The following is a 25,295-nucleotide window of genomic DNA, read 5'->3' on the forward strand; positions in this document are numbered from 1 at the left end:
GGATCCTCTTGTCAGGGGGCTCAGGTGGCCAGGACGGCGACGAGGCCGGCCAGCCAGAGCACGAACAGCGCACAGCCGAACAGGGCGCTGTGCCACAGATGGCGGCCGAGGCCGCTGCGCTGCAGCAGCCACAGCGACAGCGCCGTCAGCAGCAGCGCCAGGACGCCATAGACGAACAGCGGCCCCAGATAGACCCCGCCGATGGCCCATTCATGCAGATTCATCCGCGCCCTCCTCCGCTACCGCTTTCAGACAACAGCCACGCCAGGTCTGCTGGAGCTGGCCGATGGCGCCGCGCGCCAGGCGATGCGGCTCATCGTCGGGGGCCTGGCCCAGCGCCACGCGCAGGCGCTGGGCCGCCGTGTCCAGCGCGTCCGGCTGCAGGTCATCGAAGCCGACCGCCAGTTGCTCGGCGAAGCGCCCGAGAAAGGCATCCCGCGCCCGTGCCACTTCGCCCCGGGCACCTGCCAGGCAGGCGCGCAGGTGCAGCAGCTCGTTGCCCAGATCGAGCGCCAGCAGGCCCCGCTCCCAGCGGCCGCGTTCGCTGGCCGACAACTGCTCGATATGCCGCGCCAGCAGCAGCAGGCGATCCGCCATCCGCCCGCCGAACCAGGTCTCGGCATTGGCCAGGGGGACCGTGGTCAGCCGCTGCAGGTCGTGGGTGGTGGCCTCGAGGATCCGGCGACTGGTGCGCCGCGGCGTGCGCAGACTGATCAGCCGGAACATGAGCACGGCCGAACCGACGCCGATCAGCAGACTCTGCAGCTGGTTGAGCAAGGCACCCATCTCCACCTGGCCGTGGTTGTTGGGCGAGACCAGCACCAGCAGATGGATGGCGAAGGCCGTCGCTGTCCCCACCACGCTGGGAGGCCCGGCCATCCCCAGGGCGGCAAAAAACAGCGGCACCCCCAGCACCAGGCACAGCAGCGGATAGCCGCTGATCTGCGGCAGCAGCACCTGGCTGATCAGGATGGCGACCGGCGCCGCATAGAGAATGCCCCGCAGGAAACCGAGGCCGATGGCGGCGGCGTTGTCGCGATTGGCGAACAGGCTGCAGATGACGCCGGCCATCAGCATGGCGCCTGGCGCGGACGGCCAGGCACTGGCCAGCCAGAACACCCCCACGGCCAGCAACGCACAGGCGCTGCGCAGGCCATAGAGCAGCGCCGTTTGGACATCGCGATGGCGGGCTAGCGCCGAGGGCGCCACGGCGCTGAGCCGGGCCGTATGGACGCTGTCCAGAGCGCGACCGGCGAGCAGGATCTTGTCCAGCAGGATGGCGAAACGGGCCAGCAGGTAGCGCTGGTCGTTGTCGAGTTGCGGCGAGGTGCCGGCAGCCTCTCGCAGACGCTGCAGGAGGGCTTCCAGGGCCGGAGCCTGGGGGTCGGCCAGGGTCGTAAGCAGTTCGTCGCGCCAGGGCTGCAGGACGGCCCTCCGCGGCTCGTCCAGGCCACGCCACTGGCGCATGGCGCCGCGAGCGGTCCGCAACAGGCTGAGCAGGTCCCGCGACAGCAGCCGCAACGCCCTGGCGCGCTGCCGGCCGCGCTGGCCTTCGAACCAGGCGTGATCGCGCTGGGCATCCACCGCCACCACCTGACCGAGCATGGCCAGCAGTCCCTGGGTTGCATCCTGGGCCTCGGCCAGCTCCGCCCGGGCGGCAGCCACGCCCTGTTCCCAGGTGCGGCGTGCCTGGACAGCTAGATTCTGCTCCACCCGTTGCGGCCAGAACAGCGCACTCACCGCCGAGGCCACGACGATACCCAGGCAGATCTCGGTACAGCGGGCCACCGCCTGATCGAACACCGTCAGCGGATGGGCGATGGCGGGCAGGCCGATGATGGCGACCGTATAGCCGGCCAGCACGAAGCCATAGGCGACGTGATTGCGCAGCAGGGTCGAGGCCGCCGTGCACAGCGCCATCCAGCCGGCCAGCGCGAGCAGGAACAGCCAGGGCGTCTGGGCGAAGAAGCCCATCAGCACCACCGCCATGCAGGTGCCGACGAGGGTGCCGAGCAGGCGGAACAATCCCTTGGCCAGCACCATGCCGGACAGCGGCTGGGAGACGATCATCACTGTCATGCAGGCCCAGACCGGTTGTTCGAGACTGAAGCGAAAGGCCAGCCAGAGCGCCAGTCCGGCGGCGAACAGGGTCTTGCCGGCAAAGAGGAGCGCCGTCGGCGTGGGAGCGAGAAAGACCGTCCAGGGTAGACGCACGTCGGCTCTTGGATTGCGGGGGATCCAGCATAGGCCGCGCGGCCCAGGCGAAGTTCCAGCGGTTATGCCGGACGAAAAAAAGGCGACCCGGGGTCGCCTGAAGTGCCTTGCGTGCTCGAGCGACGACGCTCCGTCGTCACCACTCCCTGCAGACTAGCCGAGTTGCAGCCGCCGCTCTTGATCGAGATCAAGGTTTGCCGGGTTTTGTCCGGTCATGCCAAGCAGGCGGTCGATCAGGGCGCAATCGGATTCGCGCCGCACCTGGGCGAACAGGGCCGCAGCCTCGGGATAGCTGCGCGTCAGCATGCCAAGCCACTGCTTGAGGCGTCCCGGGGCATAGCGCGGTGCCAGCTTGCGTTGCGCCATGCTCCAGAAGCGCTGCACCCGCGGCAGGATCTCGGCCCAGCTCTGCGGGACGGCTTCTTCTCCGCGTACGGCAGCGGCGATCTGCAGCGCCAGGTCCGGTCGCGAGACCAGACCGCGCCCCAGCATCACCGAGGCCTGGCCGCTGACGCTGCGACAGCGCCAGTAGTCGTCCAGGGTCCAGATCTCGCCATTGGCCAGCACCGGCACGGACACCCGGTCAGCCACCCGCGCCACCCACTCCCAGTGCGCCGGCGGACGATAACCCTCGACCTTGGTCCGCGCATGGACCACCAGTTGCGCCGCGCCCCCCTCCGCCAGCGCCTCGGCGCAGGCCAGGGCGCCGTTCGGGCTGTCATAGCCCAGGCGCATCTTGGCGGTGACCGGAATGTGCGCCGGAACGGCCTGGCGCACGCTCTCGACAATGCGGTTGAGCAGCTCCGGCTCCTTGAGCAGCACCGCTCCGCCGCGGGACTTGTTGACGGTCTTGGCCGGGCAGCCGAAGTTGAGATCGATCACTGGCGCGCCCAGGGTGCAGGCAAAGGCCGCGTTGTCCGCCAGGCAGGCCGGATCCGAGCCCAGCAGTTGCACCCGCATGGGCGTACCGGATGGCGTGCGCGCGCCCTCCTCCAGCTCCGGTGCCAGCTTGGCGAAGGCCGCCGCCGGCAGCAGCCGATCACAGACGCGGATGAATTCGCTCACGCACCAGTCGAGTCCACCCACCTCGGTCAGCAGTTCGCGCAGGATGTCGTCGACGAGACCCTCCATGGGCGCCAGGGCGATCTCCATGCTCAGAGGTCCTCGCCAGGGAGCGCCTGGCCATAGCCAACCAGGAATTCGGGTGGCATGCGCCTGGGCTTGCCGGAAGACAGCTCGATGCAGACGAAGGTCGTCCGGGCGCGCAGCAGGGTCACGCCATCGGCGGGCCGCTGCAACTGGAATTGCCGGGTCATGCGCAGACGGCGATCCCAGTCCACCAGCCAGGTGCCCAGCACCAGCTCATCGTCCCGATAGCCACTGCTGAGGTAGTCGATCTCGTGGCGTACCACGGCCATGGCGCGATCCAGGCGCTGGAAGGTGGCCAGATCCAGACCCAGGGCCGCCGAGTGCTGCCAGGCGCACTGTTCGAGCCAGCTGACGTAGACGGCGTTGTTGGCATGGCCCAGGCCGTCGATGTGCTCGGCGCCGATGCGCAGCGGCAGGAGATGGGGAGTCGGTCTGTCCCACTGCATGAAGAGACCCTCTCGCGGGCAAGGTCGGAAGACGGGAAGCCGGACCGGATACGAACCTGGCCAGGTCATCGGTCGCGGATACTGGCACGAATCCACGGACAATAAAAAAGGGCCTGCATCGCTGCAGGCCCTTCTTCATGTTTGGCGCACTCGGGAGGATTCGAACCTCCGACCGCTCGGTTCGTAGCCGAGTACTCTATCCAGCTGAGCTACGAGTGCGTTTCGGTGAGTTTAACCAGAACACCGCTGGTACTGCTGAAGCCAGAGGCTTCGTCGATTTGGCGCACTCGGGAGGATTCGAACCTCCGACCGCTCGGTTCGTAGCCGAGTACTCTATCCAGCTGAGCTACGAGTGCGTTTCGGTGAGTTTAACCAGAACACCGCTGGTACTGCTGAAGCCAGAGGCTTCGTCGATTTGGCGCACTCGGGAGGATTCGAACCTCCGACCGCTCGGTTCGTAGCCGAGTACTCTATCCAGCTGAGCTACGAGTGCGTTTCGGTGAGTTTAACCAGAACACCGCTGGTACTGCTGAAGCCAGAGGCTTCGTCGATTTGGCGCACTCGGGAGGATTCGAACCTCCGACCGCTCGGTTCGTAGCCGAGTACTCTATCCAGCTGAGCTACGAGTGCGTTGAAGCTGCGTATTCTAGCTTCCGTTTCTGACGTGTCAAGCAAATTTGCTTGTTTATCAGGTACTTACCAATCGGTCAGTACAGCGGAGCCAGTTTGAAGCAAATGGCGGTGAGGGAGGGATTCGAACCCTCGACACCCTTTTGAGGTGTACTCCCTTAGCAGGGGAGCGCCTTCGGCCACTCGGCCACCTCACCGCAACGGGGCGAAACTATATCGAAGGTTTGCCCGTTTGCAAAGAGAAAAATTCAAAAAAAATCAGTGGTTTGGTTCTTGGTCCTTTTCCTTCTGGATGCGCTGATAGATTTCCTCGCGATGAACCGCGACTTCCTTGGGTGCATTGACGCCGATACGGACCTGGTTGCCCTTGACTCCCAGTACCGTCACGGTGACTTCATCACCCACCATCAGGGTCTCACCAACCCGACGAGTCAAAATAAGCATTCCATTCTCCTTAAGCTTTTAACTCAGTCTGCACGTATGAACCGAAACGATCCCTGAATGGACGTTCTAGTCGCTATTGACCTCTGTCCATGCAAGTAAAGTTCCGTAGAACCCGCGTCAGATGAGGTCCCTGTGGCAGGGACCTCATCTGACCGGTCACTCGGCGCCGCGTGCGGGGGCGTCGAGCTCGAAAGCGGTATGCAGGGCACGGACGGCCAGTTCGAGGTATTTCTCCTCGATGACCACCGATACCTTGATCTCGGAGGTGGAGATCATCTGGATGTTGATGCTCTCCTTGGCGAGGGCTTCGAACATCTGGCTGGCCACACCGGCATGGGATCTCATGCCCACGCCAACGATGGAGACCTTGGCGATCTTGGTGTCGCCGACGGACTCCCGGGCACCGATCTCGACGCCGGTGCGCTTGAGGATCTCCAGGGCCGCCTGGTAGTCGTTGCGGTGCACGGTGAAGGTGAAGTCGGTGGTGTTATCGTGCGCGACGTTCTGCACGATCATGTCGACTTCGATGTTGGCCGCACTGATCGGGCCGAGGATCTTGAAGGCCACGCCGGGGGTATCCGGCACACCGCGAATGGTCAGCTTGGCTTCGTCACGGTTGAAGGCGATGCCGGAGATGATCGGCTGTTCCATGGATTCCTCTTCATCAAGGGTAATGAGGGTGCCCGGACCCTCCTGAAAGCTGTGCAGCACGCGCAGCGGCACGTTGTATTTACCGGCGAATTCCACCGAGCGGATCTGCAGCACCTTGGAGCCGAGGCTGGCCATTTCCAGCATTTCCTCGAAGGTGATCTTGTCCAGGCGCTGGGCCTGGGGCACCACGCGCGGATCGGTGGTGTAGACGCCGTCGACGTCGGTGTAGATCTGGCACTCATCGGCCTTCAGCGCGGCCGCCAGGGCCACGCCGGTGGTGTCGGAGCCACCACGGCCCAGGGTGGTGATGTTGCCCTGCTCGTCGACGCCCTGGAAGCCGGCCACGACCACGACCTTGCGCGCCTTGAGGTCGGCGCGGATGCGGGCGTCGTCGATCTGCTGGATGCGTGCCTTGGTGTGCGCGCTGTCGGTAAGGATGCGCACCTGGCTGCCCGTGTAGGAAACCGCCTGGACGCCGCGCTTGAGCAGCGCCATGGTCAGCAGGCCGATGGTGACCTGCTCGCCGGTGGAAACCATGACATCCAGCTCGCGCGGATCGGGTTGCTCCATGATCTGCTTGGCGAGGCCGATCAGGCGATTGGTCTCGCCGCTCATGGCCGACACCACCACCACGATCTGGTCGCCTGCCTCATGGAAGCGTTTCACCTTGTCGGCGACCTGCTCGATACGCTCCACCGTACCCACCGAGGTACCGCCGAATTTCTGTACGATCAATGCCATTGCTTGCTGCCCGTCCGCAGAAAAATCTGATTCAAGTTGTTGAGGGAGGAAGCGGGCCGCCCTCCCCGGCGACCCGAGCCCGTTCATAATCTGCTGCGCGTCGGCCAAACGGCGTTGGGATTGCTTTCGGAATGCTCATTTACCATTCGTAAACTCGAACGCGAGTCCGATCCGCTTCCTCAAGCACTTCCGCCTTGTTTGGCTCTAGCTCGCGAGATTATGGCTCCTATAGGCTTTCCTCGGCGTACTGGCCGGCACAGGCCAGGGCCGCTTCGAGCTGGCTGGCATCGGTGCCGCCGCCCTGGGCCATGTCCGGACGACCGCCGCCCTTGCCACCGACCACGGCCGCGGCGCGCTTCATCAGCTCGCCGGCCTTGAGCCTGGCGGTCAGGTCGGCGGTGACGCCGGCCACCAGCACCACCTTGCCGTCGGCTTCGCCACCCAGCAGGATCATGCCGCTGCCGAGCTTGTTCTTGAGCTGGTCGACCAGCGCCAGCAGCGCCTTGCCGTCGAGACCGTCGAGGCGCGCGGTGAGCACCTTGGCGCCCTTGACGTCCTGCGCCTGGTCCACCAGGTCACCGGCCGAGGCACTGGCGGCCTTGGCCTTGAGCTGCTCGATTTCCTTTTCCAGCTGACGATTGCGCTCGACCAGCGCGGCCAGCTTGTCCAGCACGTTGTCGCGACTGCCCTTGAGCAGGCTGGCGGCTTCGCGCAGCTGCTCCTCGGCGCCATTGAGGTAGGCCAGGGCCGCGGTGCCGGTGATGGCCTCCACGCGGCGCACGCCGGAGGCCACGCCGCCTTCGCTGACCAGCTTGAGCAGGCCGATGTCGCCGGTCTGGGCCACGTGGGTGCCGCCGCACAGCTCGACGGAGAACTCACCGCCCATGCCGACCACGCGCACCACGTCGCCGTACTTCTCGCCGAACAGCGCCATGGCGCCGCGGGCCTTGGCTTCGTCGATGGCCATGACCTCGGTGGTCACCGCGCTGTTCTTGCGGATCTCTTCGTTGACGATGGTCTCGATGCGCTTGAGCTCCTCGGGCTTGATGGCCTCGAAGTGGCTGAAGTCGAATCTCAGGCGCTGGTCGTTGACCAGGGAGCCCTTCTGATGGACATGATCGCCCAGCACCTGGCGCAGCGCGGCGTGCAGCAGGTGGGTACCGGAGTGGTTCAGGGCGATGCCCTGGCGACGGCTGGCGTCGACCTGGGCCATGAGCGCGGTGCCGACGTTGAGGCTGCCCCTGGTCACCACGCCATGGTGCAGGAAGGCGCCCTGGGTCTTGGTGGTGTCGCGCACGGCAAAGCCGACGCCGGCGCTTTCCAGGGTACCGGTATCACCGACCTGGCCACCGGATTCACCGTAGAACGGCGTCTGGTCGAGGATGACCACGCCCTCCTCGCCTTCGGCCAGGCTGTCCACCGGCTGACCGGCACGGTACAGGGCGACGATGGTGCCCGAGGCGCTGGTGGTGTCGTAGCCGAGGAAGCGGGTTTCGCCCTCGACCTTGACCAGGCTGTTGTAATCCACGCCAAAGGCACTGGCGGAACGGGCGCGCTCGCGCTGGGCTTCCATCTCGCGCTCGAAACCGGCCTCGTCGAGGTTGAGGTTGCGCTCGCGGGCGATGTCGTTGGTCAGGTCGACCGGGAAGCCGTAGGTGTCATAGAGCTTGAACACCACGTCACCGGGGATGGTGTCGCCCTGCAGTTGCGCCAGATCCTGCTCGAGGATCTTCAGACCCTGCTCCAGGGTCTTGGCGAACTGCTCTTCCTCGGTGCGCAGCACGCGCTCGATGTGCGCCTGCTGCTGGACCAGCTCGGGATAGGCCTGGCCCATCTCGGCCACCAGGGCGGCGACGATCCTGTGGAAGAAGGTGCCCTTGGCGCCCAGCTTGTTGCCATGACGGCAGGCGCGACGAATGATGCGCCGCAGCACGTAGCCGCGGCCTTCATTGGACGGCAGCACGCCGTCGGCGATCAGGAAGCTGCAGGAGCGGATGTGGTCGGCCACCACCTTGAGCGACGGGGCATCGTCATTGGCGCAGCCGATGGCCTCGGCCGAAGCCGCCAGGAGTTGCTGGAACAGGTCGATCTCGTAGTTCGAATGCACGTGCTGCAGCACCGCGCTGACCCGCTCCAGGCCCATGCCGGTGTCGACGCTGGGCGCCGGCAGCGGATGCAGGACGCCATCGGCGGTGCGGTTGAACTGCATGAAGACGTTGTTCCAGATCTCGATGTAGCGATCGCCGTCTTCTTCCGGGGAGCCGGGCGGGCCACCCCAGATCTCGGCGCCATGGTCGAAGAAGATTTCGGTGCAGGGGCCGCAGGGACCGGTGTCGCCCATGGTCCAGAAGTTGTCCGAGGCATAGGGGGCGCCCTTGTTGTCGCCGATGCGCACCATCTGCGCCTCGGGCACCCCGACTTCCTTGGTCCAGATGTCGTAGGCCTCGTCATCGGTGGCATAGACGGTGACCCAGAGCTTTTCCCGGGGCAGACCCAGCCACTGGGGCGAGGTGAGGAATTCCCAGGCGAAGGTGATGGCGTCGCGCTTGAAATAGTCGCCGAAGCTGAAGTTGCCCAGCATCTCGAAGAAGGTGTGGTGACGCGCCGTGTAGCCGACGTTCTCCAGGTCGTTGTGCTTGCCGCCCGCGCGCACGCACTTCTGGCTGGTGGCGGCGCGGGTGTAGCTGCGCTTTTCCATGCCGAGGAAGCAGTCCTTGAACTGATTCATCCCGGCGTTGGTGAACAGCAGGGTCGGATCGTTCGCGGGGATCAGCGAACTGGAGGCGACCCGGGTGTGCCCCTTCTCTTCGAAGAAGCGGAGGAAGGCTTCGCGGATTTCGGCGCTTTTCATATTCATTCCAGACAATGGGCTTTTCGACGCGCGTGACGGGCATCCGACTGGATCGCAGACGAGACGAACGGAGCGGGCGCCGCAGACGCGGCACGTGCGGAAAACGGACACGCATGTCTGGGAGTATATCGACGCCCGCGCCCCGGTGTCGCCCCGGTTGCGCAGGAAAAACGTCGTCGGAAGACTTAGCGGCGGCGGTAGGCGGAGAAAGCGGCGATAACCGTCTCGATATCGGCGGCGCTGACGTCCAGATGGGTGACCAGCCGCAGGCGTGCTGCCGGACTGATGCGGATGCCACGCTCGGCCAGGAAGGCATGCAGCGCGGGCGCCTCGTCGCCCAGGGCGAGATAGACCATGTTGGTCTGCACCGGCTCCACCTGATAGCCGAGCTCGGCCAGGGCGGTGCCGAGTTGCGCCGCGTGGGCGTGGTCCTCGGCCAGCCGCTCGACCTGGTGATCGAGGACATGCAGGCCGGCGGCCGCGAGGATGCCGGCCTGGCGCATGCCACCGCCCACCACCTTGCGCCAGCGCCGCGCCTTGGCGATGAGCGCGGCCTCGCCGCAGAGCACCGAACCCACCGGGGCGCCGAGGCCCTTGGACAGGCAGACCGACACCGAGTCGAAATGCTGGCTGATCTCGCGCACCGGTACGCCGAGCTTGACCGCGGCGTTGTACAGCCGCGCGCCATCCAGGTGCAGGGCCAGGCCGTGCTCCCGGGTGAAGGCCCGCGCCGCCGCCAGATAGGCCAGTGGCAGGACCTTGCCGTGCATGGTGTTTTCCAGCGCCAGCAGCCGGGTGCGGGCGAAATGGAAGTCATCGGCCTTGATGTAGCTGCGCACCAGGTCGAGGTCGAGACTGCCGTCGGCGGCCATCTCGATGGGCTGCGGCTGGATGGAACCGAGCACGGCGGCGCCGCCGCCCTCGTACTTGTAGGTATGGGCCTGCTGGCCGACCAGGTATTCGTCGCCCCGCTCGCAGTGCGCCAGCAGGCCGAGCAGGTTGCTCATGGTACCGCTGGGCACGAAGAGTCCTGCTTCCAGACCGAGATCGCTTGCCAGACGTTGCTCCAGGCGGGTGACCGTGGGGTCTTCGCCGTAGACGTCATCGCCGAGTTCGGCGGCCAGCATGGCCTGGCGCATGGCCGGCGTGGGCTGGGTGACGGTGTCGCTGCGCAGATCGATCAAGCGTTCGCTCCTTATGCGGGGACCACGATGAGTCCGGCCCGCAGGCCGACGGCGACCTTGGGATTGGGGAAGATGATGCGCGCCTCGGCTTCGTCGACGATCCAGCGCTCGCTGCCGTCTTCGGCCAGCAGCGAACCCTGGCGCAGCGGCGAGAAGTTGGCCACGTCGTCGGCCAGGTGCAACTGGAAGCGCGGACTGGACTTGTACACCTGGCGCGCCACACGGAATCTCAGCAACGAGGAATCCGCTGGCGGCAGCTCGGCTTCGCGGCCTTCGACCAGGGCTTCCAGCAGCAGGCGCAGGCGACTCAGGTCGAGTTCGCTGTTCTCACCGAAGGGCCGTGCCTGGCCCAGTTCCAGGGTCAGGGCCTCGGCCTGGCATTCGGCGTAGGTGTAGGCGCTGAAGGTGATGCCCGGCTTGTCGTAGAGCAGCACGGCCTCGATGCCAGCCACTTCGAGGCGCTGCAGCTCGGCTTCCGAATGCTCGCGCCCGGCGCTCCAGGGATAGAGGGCGAAACGCGGCAGCGCCGAGGCGCGCAGCGCGGTGTGCAGGTCGTAATGCAGGCGCGCCCGATCGGGCTTGCTGAAGAACTGTGCGGACAGGCGTTCCAGGTCGTTGGCGCGTTGCGCCTCGGAGCCTTCGGCCTGGGCATGGCGGCCATTGAAGAGGCGATTCAGATCCTGCTCGACATAGCGGGTGCCTCGACGCATGGCGTCGGGATTGCCGTACATGAACAGCAGACGGCAGGCGGGGCGCAGGGCGCCGCTGGCGATGCCACTGAGCAACGCGTCGAGCAGCTCCATGGGCGCCGTCTCGTTGCCATGGATACCCGCGGAGAGCAGCAGGTCCATGCGGTTGTCGCGCGCCACCGGCGGGGTGACTTCCAGCACGCCTTCGGTCAGCCAGTGGAGACGGGTGCCGTCGGCAGTCAGTTGAATCTTCTCGGTCGGCTCGCGGCCGGCCAGGGTCAGGTCCAGCAGGCGGCCAAGCGCCAACCGATAACGTTCAGATGCAGCCATGCTCTACTCCGCTGAGCGACGTGTCGTCGGGCTAGATACTCAATGATCGTGGCCGCAACCGCAATCGGCGTCATGCACATGATTCTCATCGCCTTCGTCGGCGAAGGTCTCCAGGGCAATGGACAGGCCCAGGGCATTGAGGGCCTGGGGGCGCAGCACCAGGACCGGGGTCTGCTCCTCATCATCCTGGGAGTCGGCGAAGATGTTGAGACCGCCGCTGCCATCGGCTTCCAGCCAGAGGTCGCGACCGGCCAGGCGGATGGCCAGGCGCTGGACCTGCAGCGTCTGCTGCTCGTCGGCGGTGGGTTCGAGGATGAGATCGAGAAGGTGGCTCATGGGGGCTCCGGAGGTCAGGGCAATTGAAAGGGATAGACCGAGCCGAGACCCAGCAACTGGGTCAACTCGTCGAGGGCGGTGCGGACTTCGCCCAGCAACTGGGGATCGGCGAGATCCGCAGGTGTCAGGCGGTCGCGGTAGTGGCGATCCACCCAGTCGAGCAGTTGGGCATGCAGCGCCGGGGTAAAGCGCACCCCCGGATTCACCGCGACCAGCTCGTCCGCGGTGAGCGCCACGCGCAGGCGCAGGCAGGCGGGGCCACCGCCGTTCTGCATGCTCTGCTTGAGATCGAAGACCTTGACCTCATCCAGCGGGCCTGCGCCGCCGACCTGGGCCTGCAGATAGTCCCAGACCAGCGGATTCTGTCGGCACTCGTCGGGCACCACCAGCAATGCGCCCTGCCCTGGTCGATCCAGCAGCTGGCTGTTGAACAGATAGGAGCGCACGGCGTCACCGACGCTGATCTCGCTGCGCCGCACGCAGAGGCGCTGCAAGGTGGCGCCGCGTCGGGCGAGCTTGGCTTGCAATTCGTCGAGTACGTGGTCGCTGTCGAGGAAGGCGTCTTCATGATGGAACAGCACCTGGGCATTGCCCACCGAGATGACGTCGTTGTGGAAGACGCCCTGGTCCACCACCGCCGGATTCTGCTGGGCGAACACCACGCCCTCCTCGCTCAGGCCATGCAGGCGGGCGATGGCCTGGGAGGCTTCCAGGGTCTGCCGGGCCGGATAGCGATGGGGCTCGGGATAGCGCGGATCGAAGGCGCTGCGACCGAAGACGAAGAATTCCACGCCCGGGGCGCCGTGGTCGCGACTGAAGCGGGTGTGGTTGGCCGCGCCCTCGTCGCCGAACTGGGCCACCGAGGGCAGCGGCGCATGGTGCTGGAAATGCGCGGGATCGCGAAACATCGCCTGGAGGATGCGCGCCGTGGTGCTGGGTTCGAGGCTGCGGTGGAACTTGCAGGCCAGGTTGGCCGGGGTGAAATGCACGCGGCCGTCGCGGGTGTCGGCGCTGGGGCTGACGGTGGCGGCATTGGCCGTCCACATGGCCGAGGCGGAACTGGCGGAGAGCAGCAGCGGCAAGGCTTCGCGCGCCGCACCCTCCAGCACCTGGGCATCGCTGCCGGCGAACCCCAGGCGGCGCAGCGAGGCGATGTCGGGTCTTTCGTGAGGGGCCAGCACACCCTGCTCGAAACCCAGCTCCATCAGCGCCTGCATCTTGGCCAGGCCCTGGCGCGCGGCCTCGCGTGGATTCGAGCACTGCTGCTTGCTGGCCTGGGAGGCCACGTTGCCGTAGGACAGGCCGGCATAGTTGTGGGTCGGACCGACTAGGCCGTCGAAATTGACCTCCCGCGCAGCTGGGGCGAGTTGACTCATAGCTGTAGTCCTGGAGGCAGTTGGCTAGGCAGGGTCAGGGCGTCGCTTTCCAGCGAGGCGACCGGGAAGGCGCAGTAGTCCGCGGCGTAATAGGCGCTGGGTCGATGATTGCCCGAGGCACCGACGCCGCCGAAGGGGGCGGCACTGGCCGCCCCGGTCAAGGGCCGGTTCCAGTTGACGATGCCGGCGCGCACCCCTTGCCAGAAGCGTTCGTAAAGGGCCGGATCGTCGGCCAGCAGGCCGGCCGCCAGGCCAAAGCGAGTGGCATTGGCAAGCGCCAGCGCCTCGTCGAAGTCGCCATAGCGCTGGACCTGCAACAGCGGCCCGAAGACCTCTTCATCGGGCAGGTCGGCGATCCCCGACACCTCGATGATCCCCGGCGTGAGCAGCGCTCGCTGGGGCTCCGGCTGCCGCAACTCCAGCAGTGCCCGGCCACCCTGCGCCAGGCGCTGGGCCTGGGTCTGCAGCAGGGCCTGGGCAGCGGCAAGAGAGATGACGGTGCCCATGAAGGGCGCCGGATCGGCGTCGAAGGGACCGGTGCTGAGCCCGGCACTGACACTCACCAGGCGCGCCAGCAGGGCATCGCCCCAGGCCCCCTGGGGTACCAGCAGGCGGCGGGCGCAGGTGCAGCGCTGCCCGGCGGAGAGGAAGGCCGACTGGACGATGGTCACCACGGCGGCGTCCAGATCGGCCACCGGCGCCACCACCAGGGGATTGTTGCCGCCCATCTCCAGCGCCAGCAGTCGCTGCGGACGGTCCGCGTTGAGACGATGCAGCGCCGCACCGGTGGCGCTGGAGCCGGTGAAGAGGATGCCGTCCAGGCCCGGATGCGCGGCCAGGGCCTCGCCGGTGGTCCGACCGCCCTGCACGAGATTGAGCACCCCGGCCGGCAGCCCGGCGGCGATCCAGCATTCCAGGGTCAGGGCGGCGAAACGCGGCGTCAGCTCGCTGGGCTTGAACACCACCGTGTTGCCAGCCAGCAGCGCCGGGACGATATGGCCATTGGGCAGATGGCCGGGGAAATTGTAGGGACCGAAGACCGCCAGGACGCCGTGCGGTCGATGGCGCGTGACGCTGCGGGCGTCCGCCACGCTAGCCGAACGCTCGCCACTACGGGCCGCTTCGGCCTGGGCCGAGATGGCCACCTTGGCGATCATGCTGCCGAGCTCGGTATCGGCCTCCCACAGCGGCTTGCCGGTTTCCTCGGCCAAGGCCCGGGTCAGCTCGGAGCGGCGTTGCTGCAGCGCCTGGGCGAAGGCCTGCAGGATCTCCAGGCGCGCGGCCTGGCCGCGCCTTTCCCAGGCGGGAAAGGCCTGGCGTGCCGCGGCGATCGCCTGGTCGACGTCCGCTGCGTCCGCGGCCGCGCCCTGCCACAGCGCGGTACCGGCGTAGGGGGCGAGCGAGGTGAAGGTCGCGCCGCGCCCGGGGCGCCACTGACCAGCAATATAGAGGCTATCCATGAGCGCTCCTCAGGGCATCAGGCGCACGGCGCGCACCTGGGCGCCGGCCATCAGCCGCAGTTCGCGGGCGGTGGCCAGATCGACCACCAGGGTGCCGGACGCCAGGCGCGCGCGGGCACTGGTAATGCGGCAGTCCTGGCATTTGCGGTTGTGGATCAGATAGACCTCGGCATCGTCGCCCGGTGTGCCCACCGCCAGTACCAGGCGCTGGCTGTCGCGGATCGCGCGCACCTTGGCGGTCTCGGCCTCGACGGTCGGACCCGCATCGAAGATGTCGACATAGCCCTGGTAGTTGAAGCCCTCGGCCTCCAGCAGGCGGCGCGCGGCCTCGGTATCCGGGTGCACCCGACCGATCACCTGGCGCGCTTCCGGCGACAGGAAGCAGGTGTACAGCGGAAAGCGTGGCATCAGCTCGGCGATGAAGCCGCGATTGCCGATGCCGGTGAGGTAGTCCGCCTGGGAGAATTCCATCTTGAAGAAGTGCCGGCCCAGGGCTTCCCAGAAGGGTGACCGGCCCTGGTCATCGGACATGCCGCGCAATTCGGCGATGATGCGCTCGGCGAACAACTCGCGGAATTCGGCGATGAACAGGAAGCGGGACTTGGACAGCAGGCGCCCGGACGCGCCACCGCGCCGATCGGCGCGCAGGAACAGCGAGCAGAGTTCGGAGCTGCCGGTCATGTCGTTGGCCAGGAACAGCGTGGGGATCTGCCGGTGGATGTCCAGTTCGCGCGAGGCGCTCACCGTCAGGCCGACCCGGTAGTTGTACCAGGGCTCGCGCAGGCCCAGGGCGGCGGCGATCCCGGCGATGCCGATGACTTCGTCGTCCTCTTCCAGGACGAACAGGTAGTCCGCATCGGCGGATTCGACCTGACGCAGAAAGCTGCGCTCGGCATTTTCCACCCGCTGCGCCAGGCGTTCTTCACTGGCCGGCAGGGTGGTGAGACCGGCGCCGGCTGCCTGCGCCAGCTGCAGCAGCGCGGGCACATCGGCACGGGTGACGGGACGGACGATCATCGGACCTCCAAAGACGCTAGGGTCGGCTACAGCGCTACCAGACGAACCCGGTCGCCTTCGGCGATCTCCAGGGTGGCGATCTGCTCGGGGGAAAGGACGACGGCTTCGCCAGGCGTCCAGCGCAGCGGCGTGGCCAGCGCCCGGAAATTTTCCAGGCCGTCATTGGCGACCAGGAACCAGGGTGCCTCATCGCCGGCCGGGGTACCTCCGCTCACCGGCGCCAGGCGGCTCTCGGCGATGGAGCGGATGGCCGTGGTGCGGGCGTGCAGGGTCGGACCGCCATCGAAGATGTCGATGTAGTTGTCGGTCTCGAAGCCTTCACGGCTGAGGATGTCGAAGGTGATCTGGGCACGGGGATGCACCTGGCCCATGGCTTCCTGGGCGCTGTCGGGCAGCAGGGGCACATAGAGCGGATAGGTCGGCATCAGTTCGGCCAGAAAGGTACGACTCTTCTGCCCGGACAGGCGCTCGGCGGCGGCGTAGTCCATGTCGAAGAAATTGCGCCCTACCCCGTTCCAGAACGGCGATTCGCCGTCGTCGTCCGCCAGCCCGACGATTTCCACCACCACCGTCTCGGCGAAGCGCGCCGGGTGGGCGGCCATGAACAGCAGGCGGGCGCGGGAGTTAAGTTCGGCGTGAGGGGTGTCGAGCAGCGGACGCTGGATGTAGAAGCTGCTCAGCACGCTGTTGCCGGTCAGGTCGTGACAGAGCGACAGCACATGGACCTTGTTGTGGATCTTCAGCTCGCGCGAGGCGTGGATGAAAGTCTCGTTGCGAAAGCTGTAGAAGGGCTCGGAGAATCCGGCCGAGGCAACGATGGCCGAACAGCCCAGCAACTCGCCGCTGCGGGTGTCTTCGAGCACGAAGAAATAGCTCTCCTCGCCATGAAAGCCCACCTCGGCCGCCAGCGACGACTCCGAGGTGCGGATCTTGTCGCGCAACCGCTCGGGGTTGTCGGGCAGCGAGGTGACGCCAACCGGGCTATCCGCGGCGAGCCGCTGGACCAGGGGCAGATCCGCCGCGCGCGCAGGGCGCATTACCAGCATGAGAACTCCTTGTGTACGGATCCATCCCTGGATGCCAGCGGTACGCGTCCCGCGTCCGGAGATTAGCCTTGGGTGAGTCGCGCCAGGGCGCGATCCAGGCGGGCCAGGCCTTCGTCGATATCGGTCTCGGCGATGATCAGGCTTGGCGCCATGCGCAGCACGTCCGGGCCGGCCTGCAGGATCATCAGGCCTTCCTCGTTGGCGGCGGTGACGATGTCCTTGGCGCGCCCCTTCCAGCTGTCGTTGAGCACCGCGCCGATCAGCAGGCCCAGACCGCGGATCTGCTGGAACAGGTGGTAGCGGGCGTTGAGCTGCTCCAGACCGGCGACAAAGCGCTGATGGCGCGCGGCGACACCGTCCAGGGTTTCCGGGGTGGCGACGATGTCCAGCAGCGCGGCGCCGATGGCGCAGCCCAGCGGGTTGCCACCATAGGTGCTGCCGTGCACGCCGGCGCTGAAGTGCTGGGCGACCTTCTCGGTGGTCAGCATGGCTGCCAGCGGGAAACCGCCGCCGATGCTCTTGGCGGTGGTGAGGATGTCCGGCACCACGCCATAGTGCTGGTAGGCGTAGAGATGACCGCTGCGACCGACCCCGCTCTGCACCTCGTCGAAGATCAGCAGGGCGCCATGGGCGTCGCACAGGCGACGGGCGCCTTCCAGGTAGGCCTGGTCGGCCGGCAGCACGCCGCCCTCGCCCTGGATGGGTTCGAGGATGACCGCGCAGGTCTTGTCTGAAACCACGGCTTCGAGGGCGGCCAGGTCGTTGTAGGGCACGTGGCGGATGCCTTCGATCTTGGGACCGAAGCCATCGGAATACTTCGGCTGCCCGCCGACACTGACGGTGAACAGGGTCCGGCCGTGGAAGCTGTTGGTGGCGGCGACGATCTCGTAGCGACTGCCGCCGCTGACGTCGTGACCATAGCGACGGGCCAGCTTGCAGGCCGCCTCGTTGGCTTCGGCGCCGGAGTTGGCGAAGAACACCCGGTCGGCGAAGGTATGGTCCACCAGCTTGCGTGCCAGGCGCAGCGCGGGCTCGTTGGTGTAGATGTTGGATACATGCCAGAGCTTGCCGGCCTGCTCGGTCAGGGCCTTGATCAGCGCGGGATGGCCATGGCCCAGGGCACTGACGGCGATGCCGCCGGCGAAGTCGACGTATTCGCGATCGGCCTGATCCCAGACGCGGGAACCCTCTCCTCGCACCGGAATGAACGCGGCGGGGGCGTAGGTCGGGACCATCACCTCATCGAAGGCGGCGCGTTGCACATTGGGTTGAGAAGCGGACATCGGGATTTCTCCTGCCGATCACGGCGGTGACTGAGGGGGATTGTAGGACGACCTCCAGGCGCGGCATTGCGCCCAGGCGACAACTATTTACGGGCGAAAACGCAAACGGGCGTCCGACTCGCAGTCTAGCGATTCGGACACCCGCTCTGGAAGGGCAAGGACGTACCTTCGGGTACGTCCGAAAGATCAGTTGGGCGCGACGCGGCTGGTGCCGTTGACAGTCATGATGCGCACCCGCTCGCCGACGCGGAACATCTCGCCCTTGTTGACCGCCTGCACATAGGCGCGGGAGCCGCCGTCGTCTTCCTTCACGGTGATCTCGACACCGCTGGCCTTGGTGAAGCCTTCTTCGGTGGCCGCACCCAGCAGGCCGCCGGCTACCGCGCCGATGATGGCGGTGACGAAGCTGCCACGCCCGCCGCCAATGGCGCTACCGCCAATGCCACCGACCACAGCACCGGCACCGGCGCCGACGGGCGATTTGGTGCCCTCGATGGTGACCGGACGCAGGGCGGTGATGGTACCGGTACGGACCGTCTGCACCTGCCGGGCCTCATCACGCGAATAGACGTCGCCGGACTGATCGGAGGCGCAGCCGGCCAGCAGGGCGACGGCGGTCAGGGAAGCGGCGAGCTGAAGGACTCTGTTCATGGGGCAACTCCAGGGGCAGTTGAAAGACACTGGTCGTACCGGGCAGCGGTACGGGCGCAGATCGCTATTATCCTTGACCCAGGGCGTCCGGGGAGGTTTCCGGCGACTGTAATCTCGGCACCTTGCGAACGCCTTAAGGAGCCAGGCGCTGGCGCTGCCAGCCACCCTCTACGCGCTGGTAATCCAGCCGATCGTGGAGGCGGCTGGAACGCCCCTGCCAGAATTCGATGCGCTGGGGCTTGAGGCGATAGCCACCCCAGAACGGCGGCCGGCTGGGATCACCGTCGGCGAAGCGCTGCTGCACCTCGGCCAGACGCTGCTCCAGCTCGTGACGATCGGCGATGGCCTGGCTCTGCGGCGAGGCCCAGGCACCCAGGCGACTGCCCAGTGGACGGACCCGGTAGTAGGCATCGGATTCCTCGGCGGACACCTGTTCCACCCGGCCCTCGATCCGAACCTGGCGCTCCAGTGCCGGCCAGAAGAAGGTCATGGCCGCCCGCGGTTGCGCGGCCATCTGCTGCCCCTTGGCGCTGTCGTAATTGGTATAGAAGACGAAGCCCTGGGCATCGACGCCCTTGAGCAACAGCACGCGGCAGTGGGGCTGGCCTTCGTCATCGACGGTGGCCAGCCAGCAGGCATTGGCTTCGACCGGAGGCTGCTCGGTACGCACCGCCTCTTCGAACCACTGCCCGAACAGGGCATAGGGATCGGCGGGCGCCTGGGCTTCGGTCAGGCCGTCGCGGGTGTAGTCGCGACGCATATCGGCGAGGGACGGTGACATGGAAGTCTCCTGCTAGGTCGGTATCGACCTAGCTTAACCAAGTCCCGCCCGGCTCGCCTGCTTCAGGACAAGCTTTGTAGCTAGCGCGCCGCCAGCGACTGCAGGCTGGCCAGCACGGTGGCGCGCGGCTGGATCAATACCTCGACGCGGCGGTTGACGGCACGACCGGCGGCGGTGGTGTTGTCGGCACGCGGATGGGCGGCGGCCAGACCGCGCACGATCAGGCGATTGCCGCTGTAGCCGCTGAGACGGAAGATCGCCGCCACGGCCTGGGCGCGTTGCAGGCTGATCTTGTCGTTGAGCGCGGCGGCGCCGGTGCTGTCGCTGAAGCCGAGCACGATGACGGCGCTGTCTTCATCCACGCTCACCGACTTGGCCGAGCGGGACAGCGGGCCGAGCATCACCGGCAGCAGCATCTCGGCGCGATCCGGGTTGAAGGAGCTGTCCACCGGCGTGATCAGTACCAGGGCGTCGTCGCGACGCTCGACCTTGACGTTGCTGCCGGCCACGGCGACGCGCAGCTTCTGCTCGTGTTCATCCAGCCAGGCCTTGCTGACCTTGACCGGTACCGGCTTGAGCACTTCCGCCTTGGCCAGGGGCTTCACGTCTTCGCTGCCGAAGGGCCACCACCAGCGACTGCCCTTCTCGCCTGCCGCAGCGGCCTGTTCGGACTTGGCGGCGGGCGCCTTCGCCGTGACCTTGGCTTCGGCCTTGGGCTCGGCCGCCTTGGCTACCGGCTTGGCCGACTCGGCCGCCTGGTCGCCACCACCGAACGGCCACCACCAGTGGCTGCCGCTGGCGGCGGTGCTGGCCTGGGCATTGCCCGGCTTGGCAGGCGCGGCGGCCTGGTCGCCAGTGCCCTGGAAGGAGCTGCAGGCGGATACGCCCATGCAGAGAATGAGGGTGGTGGATTTGATCAGCTTCATGCAAAGTTTCCCATCGGCGAGCCGGAGGACAGAGTGAATCAATGCCCCGGCCAGAGCCGGCGGCATGAGTGAACTTAAAGTAGTTTCGAGATTGTGGCCGCAAACCTACGCCGGGCAAAGCGGTGGAGTCACGAAATTTGCGTCCGTGCCGACCAGTGGCAGTGCCACGGGCAGCGAGCGAAGGAAAATCCAGGCGAATCGCCGCCAGGGCGCTGCTGACGGGTTGGCGGCGAGCGAAGGTTCAGTTGAAGGCATGGCTACCCGCCAGGAGGCTAGCGCATGGAAGGACTCATCGATGTCGCGACCCTGGAGCGTATGGCCGCCAGCGCCGCTGCCATTACCCGGGATTGTCGCTGTCTGCGGCGGGATCTGGCGGGATGGGCGGCCTGGCCGGTGGGCTACCGGGAAACGGATTTCGTGCAGATCGGCACCCTGGCGCGTCACGCACCCGAAGATGCCATCATCGCGGAGTACCACCCGGCGGGTACTCACTACTGGTCAGCTGACGCCCCCATCGCGCCCCGCTTCTATCCCTACAACCAGAGCACGGTATGGCGGTGTCTGGGCTGCGAGCGTCTTTACCTGCGGCATGATGACGATGGCGCCTACCACGTGGCGCCGCGCATTCGCCTGCTGCAGAGCGCCCTGATCATCGATGCCCCCCATGCCAATGACGGGCGTGAAGCCGCGGCGACCTGACCACCGGCCTCCAGCGCCTGCGACCTGGCAGGGGTCGATCAGCCGGTCCGCCTTCGCTGTCCAGGAGCACTTTCGCGCCCGGGCGGACGCTCTAGATCGCGGCGTTTGCAATCCCCTCTCGTTACCTGAGGCGCAAACCGGGAATTAAGCCCACAATAGGCGCCGCGTATCCCGCGTGCGGGTGTGCGCCCATCAACGGTAAAAAAACCTGGTCCCAGCAATACGATGGCAACTACAACTCGAACGGGCGTCGCCTGGTTTGTCGACGGTGCCTATGCCCTGAGCGCCTGGAATGGTTCGGTCTACGGCGCGAAATTCGACTATCTCAAGCTACGGCTCTTCATTGAAGAGGATGCGGGCGAACCGATAGGCGACGCCTACTACTTCAATTGCGATAGCGACCCACCCACCATCGCCCAGACCGGCTTCAACAAGTTCTTGAGCTCGGCCCCACCCAAGGGCGCCGGTCTGAGGGTCAAGCTGTACTGGCTGCAAAGCAAGGCCCACGAATGGCCTGCCTCCGTGGGTGGCGGACCGATCCTGCATCCGGTGACCGGCGAGCAGTACACCACCAAGAGCCAGAAGGGTGTCGACGTCGGCCTGGCCTTCAATCTGATGCGCTCCCATGCCAAGCGCGGCTGGAAGAAGCTCTACCTGGTGGCGGGCGACGGCGATTTCCACGAGGTGGTGCAGTACCTGGTGGAAAACGAAGGGGTCGAGGTCACGGTGATCGGCGCGCACTTCTCCATCAGCGGCGAGATCGCGCCCTATGTCCGGGTGATCGAATTCAAGGACATCGAGGCGGCCATCGCCCGCTAGCCGACCGCCCTAGAGGCACTCCCCCACCGCCCGCGCCAAGGCCTGGGCGCGCGGGTCCATCAGCACGTAGGGCCCCAGGGTATTGGTGACGAAGCCGAAGGCCACCTCGCGTTCCGGATCGGCGAAGCCGGTCGAGCCACCCGCCCCCGGATGACCGAAGGCCTGGGGGCCGAGGCCATAGGTAGCGTTGGCCTGGTCCGGCTGGTCGAGCATGAAGCCCAGGCCGAAGCGGGTCGGCGTGAGCAAGGTCCGGTCCTCGCCCTGACTGTGCTCCACCAGAGCCTCGCTCAAGGTCTCCCATTCCAGCAAATCGCCGGCCAGCAGGCCGGCATAGAAGCCTGCCAGGCTGCGTGCATGGCCGTGGCCGTTGGCCGCCGGCTGCTGGAAGCGGCGCCATTCGGCCTTGTTGGTGCTGGTGAGCACCCCGGACGGATTGCCAAAGGCCAGGGTCGGCAGGGCCACGGGGTCGCTCAGGGTGGTCTTGAGCAGGCGCTGCGCGGCGGCATCGCCCAGCACGCCCTTGCCCCGCACGATATGGGCGACGCGCTCGTCTTCGCTGGCCGGCAGGCCGATGTGAAAATCCAGATCCAGGCGCCCGGCGGTCCGCGCCACGATGGCGTCGCCCGGGCCACGGCCGTCGGCGCGACGGATCAGTTCGCCCAGCAGCCAGCCAAAGGTGATGGGGGCATAGCCATGGGCGGTGCCGGGCGTCCACCAGGGTGCCTCGGCGGCAACCGCGGCGGTCATAATGTCCCAGTCGTACAGGGCGTCACCCGCCAGACGTTCGCGCAAGGCGGAGACGCCGGATCTGTGGCTGAGCAGCTGTCGCAGCGTAATGTCGGCCTTGCCGGCGGCGGCGAATTCCGGCCAGCGTTCGGCAACCGGGGCATCGAGGGCCAGCTTGCCCTCCTCCACCAGCTGCAGCGCCGCCACCGCGGTGAAGGCCTTGGTGCAGGAGAACAGATTGAGCAGGGTATCGGTGTGCCAGGGCGTCTGACCGTCCTTGTCGGCCAGGCCGCCCCAGAGATCCAGCACCGTTTCACTGCCGACCTGGACGCACAGCGCCGCCCCGCGGGTCTGGCCGGCGGCCAACAACTCGGCGAAGGCCTCGCGGACGGATTCGAATCTCAGGTCGTGATAGCCGTGGACGGTCATGGGTTTTCCTTACGGGTGATGCGCTGGCGCCGTGGGTCAGACGGTCCGCTGATACGGCCACTGCCAAAGGTCGCGGTAGGTTGGGTTGAGCGTAGCGAAGCCCAACAGCTGTTGCCTCGGGGCCGGATCTGTTGGGCTTCGACGATAGAGCCGTCTCAGCCCAACCTACGGCTTGTCGCAGCCAGGGCCACCTCTTATTGAATCTCCCGCCGAAACGGCGGCAGCGCATTGAGGATGGCCTTGCCGTAGCGCTGGGTCACCAGACGGCGATCCAGCAGCGAGATGGTGCCGCTGTCCTGCTCGGTGCGCAGCAGCCGACCGCAGGCCTGGATCAGCCGCAAGGAAGCGTCGGGCACGGCGATCTCCATAAAGGGGTTGCCGCCGCGCGCCTCGATCCACTCGGCCAGGGCGGCCTCCACCGGATCGTCGGGCACGGCGAAGGGAATCTTGGCGATGACCACGTGCTCACAATAGGCGCCGGGCAGGTCGACCCCCTCGGCGAAGCTGGCCAGGCCGAACAGCACGCTGGCCTCGGCATCGTCGACACGCTTCCTGTGCTTGTTCAGGGTCTCCTGCTTGGACAGGTTGCCCTGGATGAGCACCCGCTTGCGCCAGTCCCGTTCCAGGCCGTCGAAGACGTCCTGCATCTGCCGCCGCGAGGAAAACAGCACCAGGGCGCCACGCGCGCCTTCGAGCATCGCCGGCAATTCGCGGACGATAGCCGCGGTGTGCTCGGCGGCGTTGCGCGGATCGGCCTTGAGATCCGGTACCCGCAGCACCCCGGCCTCGGCGTGACGGAACGGACTGGGCACCACGGCGGTGGCCGCCGAGCGCGGCAGGCCGGATCTCATGCGAAAGCGGTCGAAGGTGCCCAGGGCGGTCAGGGTCGCCGAAGTCACCAGGGCGCCGAAGGCGACATTCCACAGGTGACGGCGCAGCATCTCGGCGGCGAGGATGGGGCTGGCATTGACCTCGATGTCGTACAGCGAACCCGTTTCGGCTAGGGTCATCCAGCGTGCCATGGGCGGGCTGTCTTCCGGGTCTTCGCAGGTAAAGGCCGTCCACAACTCCCAGTTGCCCTGGGCGCGCGCCAGCAGACTACCGAACAGCGGATACCACTCCTCGGCCTGGTAGCTGGCGAGGCCAATGCTGGATTCGCCGTCCATGGCCTGCTTGAGCATCTCGGTCAGGCGGGTGAAGAGGTCGGTAAGCTTGGCGAAGCCTTTCTTGAGTTCGATGCCCATCTCGCGCAGGTCTTCGGGGATCACCCCGCCAACGAATCTGTGCCGCGGCCGCTCGCGGCCTTCCATATCCTCGCCCGCGCGAAAATCCGCCAGGGCTTCGCAGGCAGTGAACATGAACTGCTGCTGGGTGCGGATCTCCCGCGCCAGCTCCGGCACCTGCTCGACCAGGCGACCGAGATCACCCGGCAACGGATGCTGGGCCAGCAGCTTGGTGAGATTCTTGGCGATCTGCTCCAGCCACTCGGCGGTGGATCTCAGCCGGGTGAAATGGGCAAAGTGGCCGATGGCCTTGTCCGGCAGGTGGTGGCCTTCGTCGAACACATAAAGGGTGTCGCGGGGATCGGGCAGGATGGCGCCGCCACCCAGGGCCAGGTCGGCCAGTACCAGGTCATGGTTGGTGACGATGACATCGACCTTGGTCATGCCTTCGCGCGCCCGGTAGAAGGCGCACTGCTGGAAATTCGGGCAGTGACGATTGGTGCACTGGCTATGGTCGGTGGTGATGCGCGACCACTGGACGTCCTCGATGGCCTCCGGCCAGCTGTCACGATCACCGTCCCAGCGATTGCCGGCCAGGCGCTCGATCATCTTGCCGAACAGTTCGTTGGACGCCTCGTCCACATCGATCTTGAAGCCATCCTCGGCGAACAGCTGGGCGGTGGCGTTCTGCGCCTGACCCTCCTGCAGCAGCATGTCCAGCTTGGACAGGCACAGGTAACGCCCCCGGCCCTTGGCCAGCGCGAAGCTGAAGGACAGTCCGCTGTTGCGCAGGATGTCCGGCAGGTCCTTGTGCACGATCTGCTCCTGCAGCGCCACCGTCGCCGTGGCGATCACCAGCCGCTTGCCGGCCGCCTTGGCCACGGGAATGGCGGCCAGGGCATAGGCCACGGTCTTGCCGGTACCGGTACCCGCCTCCACCGCCACCACGGCGGGCTCGCCTTCGCGATGGCCCTCCTCGTCCTGGGCGATGCCACCCAGGCCCTTGGCGGTCTCCGCGATCATCAGGCGCTGGCCATAGCGTGGCTTGAGCGACTTGGCTTCGAGGAAACGCGTGTAGGCGCCCTGGATCTGGGTCTTGAGTTCGGTGCTGAGCATGCCTGGTTCCGGGCGATGGCAAAGCAGCGCCCCGTCCGGCGGACGAGCGCTGTATGCATCTACAGTAATGGATCTTGG

The 25,295-nt window shown here is 66.6% G+C and carries 22 protein-coding genes and 5 tRNA genes; 2 read left to right on the top strand and 25 right to left on the bottom strand.

Annotated features, from left to right (window positions below; all coding sequences use genetic code 11):
• Window positions 1–20 precede the first annotated feature (20 nt).
• The 23 genes from PVZ72_RS02745 to PVZ72_RS02855 form a co-directional block, all read right to left on the bottom strand.
• Window positions 21–224, bottom strand: a complete 204-nt coding sequence (locus PVZ72_RS02745) for a DUF1656 domain-containing protein (protein ID WP_042135685.1) — start codon at window positions 222–224, stop codon at window positions 21–23.
• Entirely contained in the window at window positions 211–2,214 is a 2,004-nt protein-coding gene (locus PVZ72_RS02750; protein ID WP_187978884.1) for an FUSC family protein, read from the bottom strand. Before PVZ72_RS02750 ends, PVZ72_RS02745 begins: the two co-directional genes overlap by 14 nt.
• A gap of 153 nt (window positions 2,215–2,367) precedes the next feature.
• A complete protein-coding gene (locus PVZ72_RS02755; RefSeq protein ID WP_187978883.1) occupies window positions 2,368–3,366 on the bottom strand; it encodes a tRNA dihydrouridine synthase in 999 nt (332 codons plus the stop codon).
• A 2-nt stretch (window positions 3,367–3,368) separates the two neighbouring features.
• Entirely contained in the window at window positions 3,369–3,809 is a 441-nt protein-coding gene (locus PVZ72_RS02760; RefSeq protein WP_187978882.1) for an acyl-CoA thioesterase, read from the bottom strand.
• 142 nt (window positions 3,810–3,951) lie between these two features.
• A tRNA-Arg gene (locus PVZ72_RS02765) sits at window positions 3,952–4,028 on the bottom strand.
• Window positions 4,029–4,088: 60 nt separating this feature from the next.
• Window positions 4,089–4,165: transfer RNA gene (locus PVZ72_RS02770), tRNA-Arg, on the bottom strand.
• A gap of 60 nt (window positions 4,166–4,225) precedes the next feature.
• Window positions 4,226–4,302: transfer RNA gene (locus PVZ72_RS02775), tRNA-Arg, on the bottom strand.
• A gap of 60 nt (window positions 4,303–4,362) precedes the next feature.
• Window positions 4,363–4,439 (bottom strand) — tRNA-Arg (locus PVZ72_RS02780).
• A gap of 106 nt (window positions 4,440–4,545) precedes the next feature.
• Window positions 4,546–4,636 (bottom strand) — tRNA-Ser (locus tag PVZ72_RS02785).
• A gap of 61 nt (window positions 4,637–4,697) precedes the next feature.
• Entirely contained in the window at window positions 4,698–4,883 is a 186-nt protein-coding gene (csrA, locus tag PVZ72_RS02790; protein WP_007159101.1) for a carbon storage regulator CsrA, read from the bottom strand.
• 156 nt (window positions 4,884–5,039) lie between these two features.
• Window positions 5,040–6,275 carry an aspartate kinase gene (locus tag PVZ72_RS02795; protein WP_133859548.1) on the bottom strand — a complete coding sequence of 412 codons (1,236 nt, stop codon included), beginning with the start codon at window positions 6,273–6,275 and terminating at the stop codon, window positions 5,040–5,042.
• Window positions 6,276–6,501: 226 nt separating this feature from the next.
• Window positions 6,502–9,126 carry an alanine--tRNA ligase gene (gene alaS, locus PVZ72_RS02800; RefSeq protein WP_273861154.1) on the bottom strand — a complete coding sequence of 875 codons (2,625 nt, stop codon included), beginning with the start codon at window positions 9,124–9,126 and terminating at the stop codon, window positions 6,502–6,504.
• 185 nt (window positions 9,127–9,311) lie between these two features.
• Window positions 9,312–10,310: a low-specificity L-threonine aldolase gene (ltaE, locus tag PVZ72_RS02805; protein ID WP_273861155.1), complete on the bottom strand. Its 999-nt coding sequence runs from the start codon at window positions 10,308–10,310 to the stop codon at window positions 9,312–9,314.
• Window positions 10,311–10,321: 11 nt separating this feature from the next.
• Window positions 10,322–11,329, bottom strand: a complete 1,008-nt coding sequence (gene astE / locus PVZ72_RS02810) for a succinylglutamate desuccinylase (RefSeq protein ID WP_273861156.1) — start codon at window positions 11,327–11,329, stop codon at window positions 10,322–10,324.
• Between the two features lie 39 nt (window positions 11,330–11,368).
• Complete coding sequence (locus tag PVZ72_RS02815) at window positions 11,369–11,665, bottom strand: GTPase (RefSeq protein WP_133859552.1); 297 nt, start codon at window positions 11,663–11,665, stop codon at window positions 11,369–11,371.
• Between the two features lie 14 nt (window positions 11,666–11,679).
• Complete coding sequence (astB, locus tag PVZ72_RS02820; RefSeq protein WP_273861157.1) at window positions 11,680–13,041, bottom strand: N-succinylarginine dihydrolase; 1,362 nt, start codon at window positions 13,039–13,041, stop codon at window positions 11,680–11,682.
• On the bottom strand, window positions 13,038–14,501 hold the full coding sequence (gene astD / locus PVZ72_RS02825; RefSeq protein WP_273861158.1) for a succinylglutamate-semialdehyde dehydrogenase: 1,464 nt from the start codon (window positions 14,499–14,501) through the stop codon (window positions 13,038–13,040). Before astD ends, astB begins: the two co-directional genes overlap by 4 nt.
• A 9-nt stretch (window positions 14,502–14,510) precedes the next feature.
• Entirely contained in the window at window positions 14,511–15,518 is a 1,008-nt protein-coding gene (gene astA / locus PVZ72_RS02830) for an arginine N-succinyltransferase (RefSeq protein ID WP_273861159.1), read from the bottom strand.
• Between the two features lie 26 nt (window positions 15,519–15,544).
• Window positions 15,545–16,564: an arginine/ornithine succinyltransferase subunit alpha gene (gene aruF / locus PVZ72_RS02835; protein ID WP_273861160.1), complete on the bottom strand. Its 1,020-nt coding sequence runs from the start codon at window positions 16,562–16,564 to the stop codon at window positions 15,545–15,547.
• Between the two features lie 62 nt (window positions 16,565–16,626).
• Entirely contained in the window at window positions 16,627–17,847 is a 1,221-nt protein-coding gene (locus PVZ72_RS02840) for an aspartate aminotransferase family protein (protein ID WP_273861161.1), read from the bottom strand.
• 186 nt (window positions 17,848–18,033) lie between these two features.
• Window positions 18,034–18,498, bottom strand: a complete 465-nt coding sequence (locus PVZ72_RS02845; RefSeq protein ID WP_133859558.1) for a hypothetical protein — start codon at window positions 18,496–18,498, stop codon at window positions 18,034–18,036.
• 133 nt (window positions 18,499–18,631) lie between these two features.
• Window positions 18,632–19,279, bottom strand: coding sequence for a pyridoxamine 5'-phosphate oxidase (gene pdxH, locus PVZ72_RS02850; RefSeq protein ID WP_133859559.1), 648 nt, complete (start codon window positions 19,277–19,279; stop codon window positions 18,632–18,634).
• An 80-nt stretch (window positions 19,280–19,359) separates the two neighbouring features.
• Entirely contained in the window at window positions 19,360–20,205 is an 846-nt protein-coding gene (locus tag PVZ72_RS02855; protein WP_273861162.1) for an OmpA family protein, read from the bottom strand.
• Window positions 20,206–20,484: 279 nt separating this feature from the next.
• Here PVZ72_RS02855 and PVZ72_RS02860 point away from each other — a divergent pair, with 279 nt between their 5' ends.
• Together PVZ72_RS02860 and PVZ72_RS02865 are read left to right on the top strand one after the other, a co-directional pair.
• Window positions 20,485–20,904 carry a hypothetical protein gene (locus PVZ72_RS02860; RefSeq protein ID WP_273861163.1) on the top strand — a complete coding sequence of 140 codons (420 nt, stop codon included), beginning with the start codon at window positions 20,485–20,487 and terminating at the stop codon, window positions 20,902–20,904.
• A gap of 225 nt (window positions 20,905–21,129) precedes the next feature.
• A complete protein-coding gene (locus tag PVZ72_RS02865; protein WP_133859562.1) occupies window positions 21,130–21,723 on the top strand; it encodes an NYN domain-containing protein in 594 nt (197 codons plus the stop codon).
• Window positions 21,724–21,732: 9 nt separating this feature from the next.
• On the opposite strand, the gene PVZ72_RS02870 is transcribed toward PVZ72_RS02865, so the two are convergent.
• Together PVZ72_RS02870 and dinG are read right to left on the bottom strand one after the other, a co-directional pair.
• Window positions 21,733–22,878 carry a serine hydrolase domain-containing protein gene (locus tag PVZ72_RS02870; RefSeq protein WP_273861164.1) on the bottom strand — a complete coding sequence of 382 codons (1,146 nt, stop codon included), beginning with the start codon at window positions 22,876–22,878 and terminating at the stop codon, window positions 21,733–21,735.
• 194 nt (window positions 22,879–23,072) lie between these two features.
• The gene (gene dinG / locus PVZ72_RS02875; protein ID WP_273861165.1) at window positions 23,073–25,217 is read right to left on the bottom strand and encodes an ATP-dependent DNA helicase DinG; all 2,145 of its coding nucleotides are present in this window, start codon (window positions 25,215–25,217) and stop codon (window positions 23,073–23,075) included.
• Window positions 25,218–25,295 lie beyond the last annotated feature (78 nt).

The organism is Pseudomonas sp. LA5 (assembly GCF_028640825.1).
Classification (GTDB): Bacteria; Pseudomonadota; Gammaproteobacteria; order Pseudomonadales; family Pseudomonadaceae; genus Chryseomonas; species Chryseomonas aestiva.

Coding starts and splice junctions, on each gene's coding strand:
- PVZ72_RS02745 (WP_042135685.1), bottom strand. CDS start 224: ATGAATCTGCATGAATGGGCCATCGGCGGGGTCTATCTGGGGCCGCTG.
- PVZ72_RS02755 (WP_187978883.1), bottom strand. CDS start 3,366: ATGGAGATCGCCCTGGCGCCCATGGAGGGTCTCGTCGACGACATCCTG.
- PVZ72_RS02760 (WP_187978882.1), bottom strand. CDS start 3,809: ATGCAGTGGGACAGACCGACTCCCCATCTCCTGCCGCTGCGCATCGGC.
- csrA (WP_007159101.1), bottom strand. CDS start 4,883: ATGCTTATTTTGACTCGTCGGGTTGGTGAGACCCTGATGGTGGGTGAT.
- PVZ72_RS02795 (WP_133859548.1), bottom strand. CDS start 6,275: ATGGCATTGATCGTACAGAAATTCGGCGGTACCTCGGTGGGTACGGTG.
- alaS (WP_273861154.1), bottom strand. CDS start 9,126: ATGAAAAGCGCCGAAATCCGCGAAGCCTTCCTCCGCTTCTTCGAAGAG.
- astE (WP_273861156.1), bottom strand. CDS start 11,329: ATGGCTGCATCTGAACGTTATCGGTTGGCGCTTGGCCGCCTGCTGGAC.
- PVZ72_RS02815 (WP_133859552.1), bottom strand. CDS start 11,665: ATGAGCCACCTTCTCGATCTCATCCTCGAACCCACCGCCGACGAGCAG.
- astB (WP_273861157.1), bottom strand. CDS start 13,041: ATGAGTCAACTCGCCCCAGCTGCGCGGGAGGTCAATTTCGACGGCCTA.
- astD (WP_273861158.1), bottom strand. CDS start 14,501: ATGGATAGCCTCTATATTGCTGGTCAGTGGCGCCCCGGGCGCGGCGCG.
- astA (WP_273861159.1), bottom strand. CDS start 15,518: ATGATCGTCCGTCCCGTCACCCGTGCCGATGTGCCCGCGCTGCTGCAG.
- aruF (WP_273861160.1), bottom strand. CDS start 16,564: ATGCTGGTAATGCGCCCTGCGCGCGCGGCGGATCTGCCCCTGGTCCAG.
- PVZ72_RS02840 (WP_273861161.1), bottom strand. CDS start 17,847: ATGTCCGCTTCTCAACCCAATGTGCAACGCGCCGCCTTCGATGAGGTG.
- PVZ72_RS02845 (WP_133859558.1), bottom strand. CDS start 18,498: ATGAACAGAGTCCTTCAGCTCGCCGCTTCCCTGACCGCCGTCGCCCTG.
- pdxH (WP_133859559.1), bottom strand. CDS start 19,279: ATGTCACCGTCCCTCGCCGATATGCGTCGCGACTACACCCGCGACGGC.
- PVZ72_RS02855 (WP_273861162.1), bottom strand. CDS start 20,205: ATGAAGCTGATCAAATCCACCACCCTCATTCTCTGCATGGGCGTATCC.
- PVZ72_RS02860 (WP_273861163.1), top strand. CDS start 20,485: ATGGAAGGACTCATCGATGTCGCGACCCTGGAGCGTATGGCCGCCAGC.
- PVZ72_RS02865 (WP_133859562.1), top strand. CDS start 21,130: ATGGCAACTACAACTCGAACGGGCGTCGCCTGGTTTGTCGACGGTGCC.
- PVZ72_RS02870 (WP_273861164.1), bottom strand. CDS start 22,878: ATGACCGTCCACGGCTATCACGACCTGAGATTCGAATCCGTCCGCGAG.
- dinG (WP_273861165.1), bottom strand. CDS start 25,217: ATGCTCAGCACCGAACTCAAGACCCAGATCCAGGGCGCCTACACGCGT.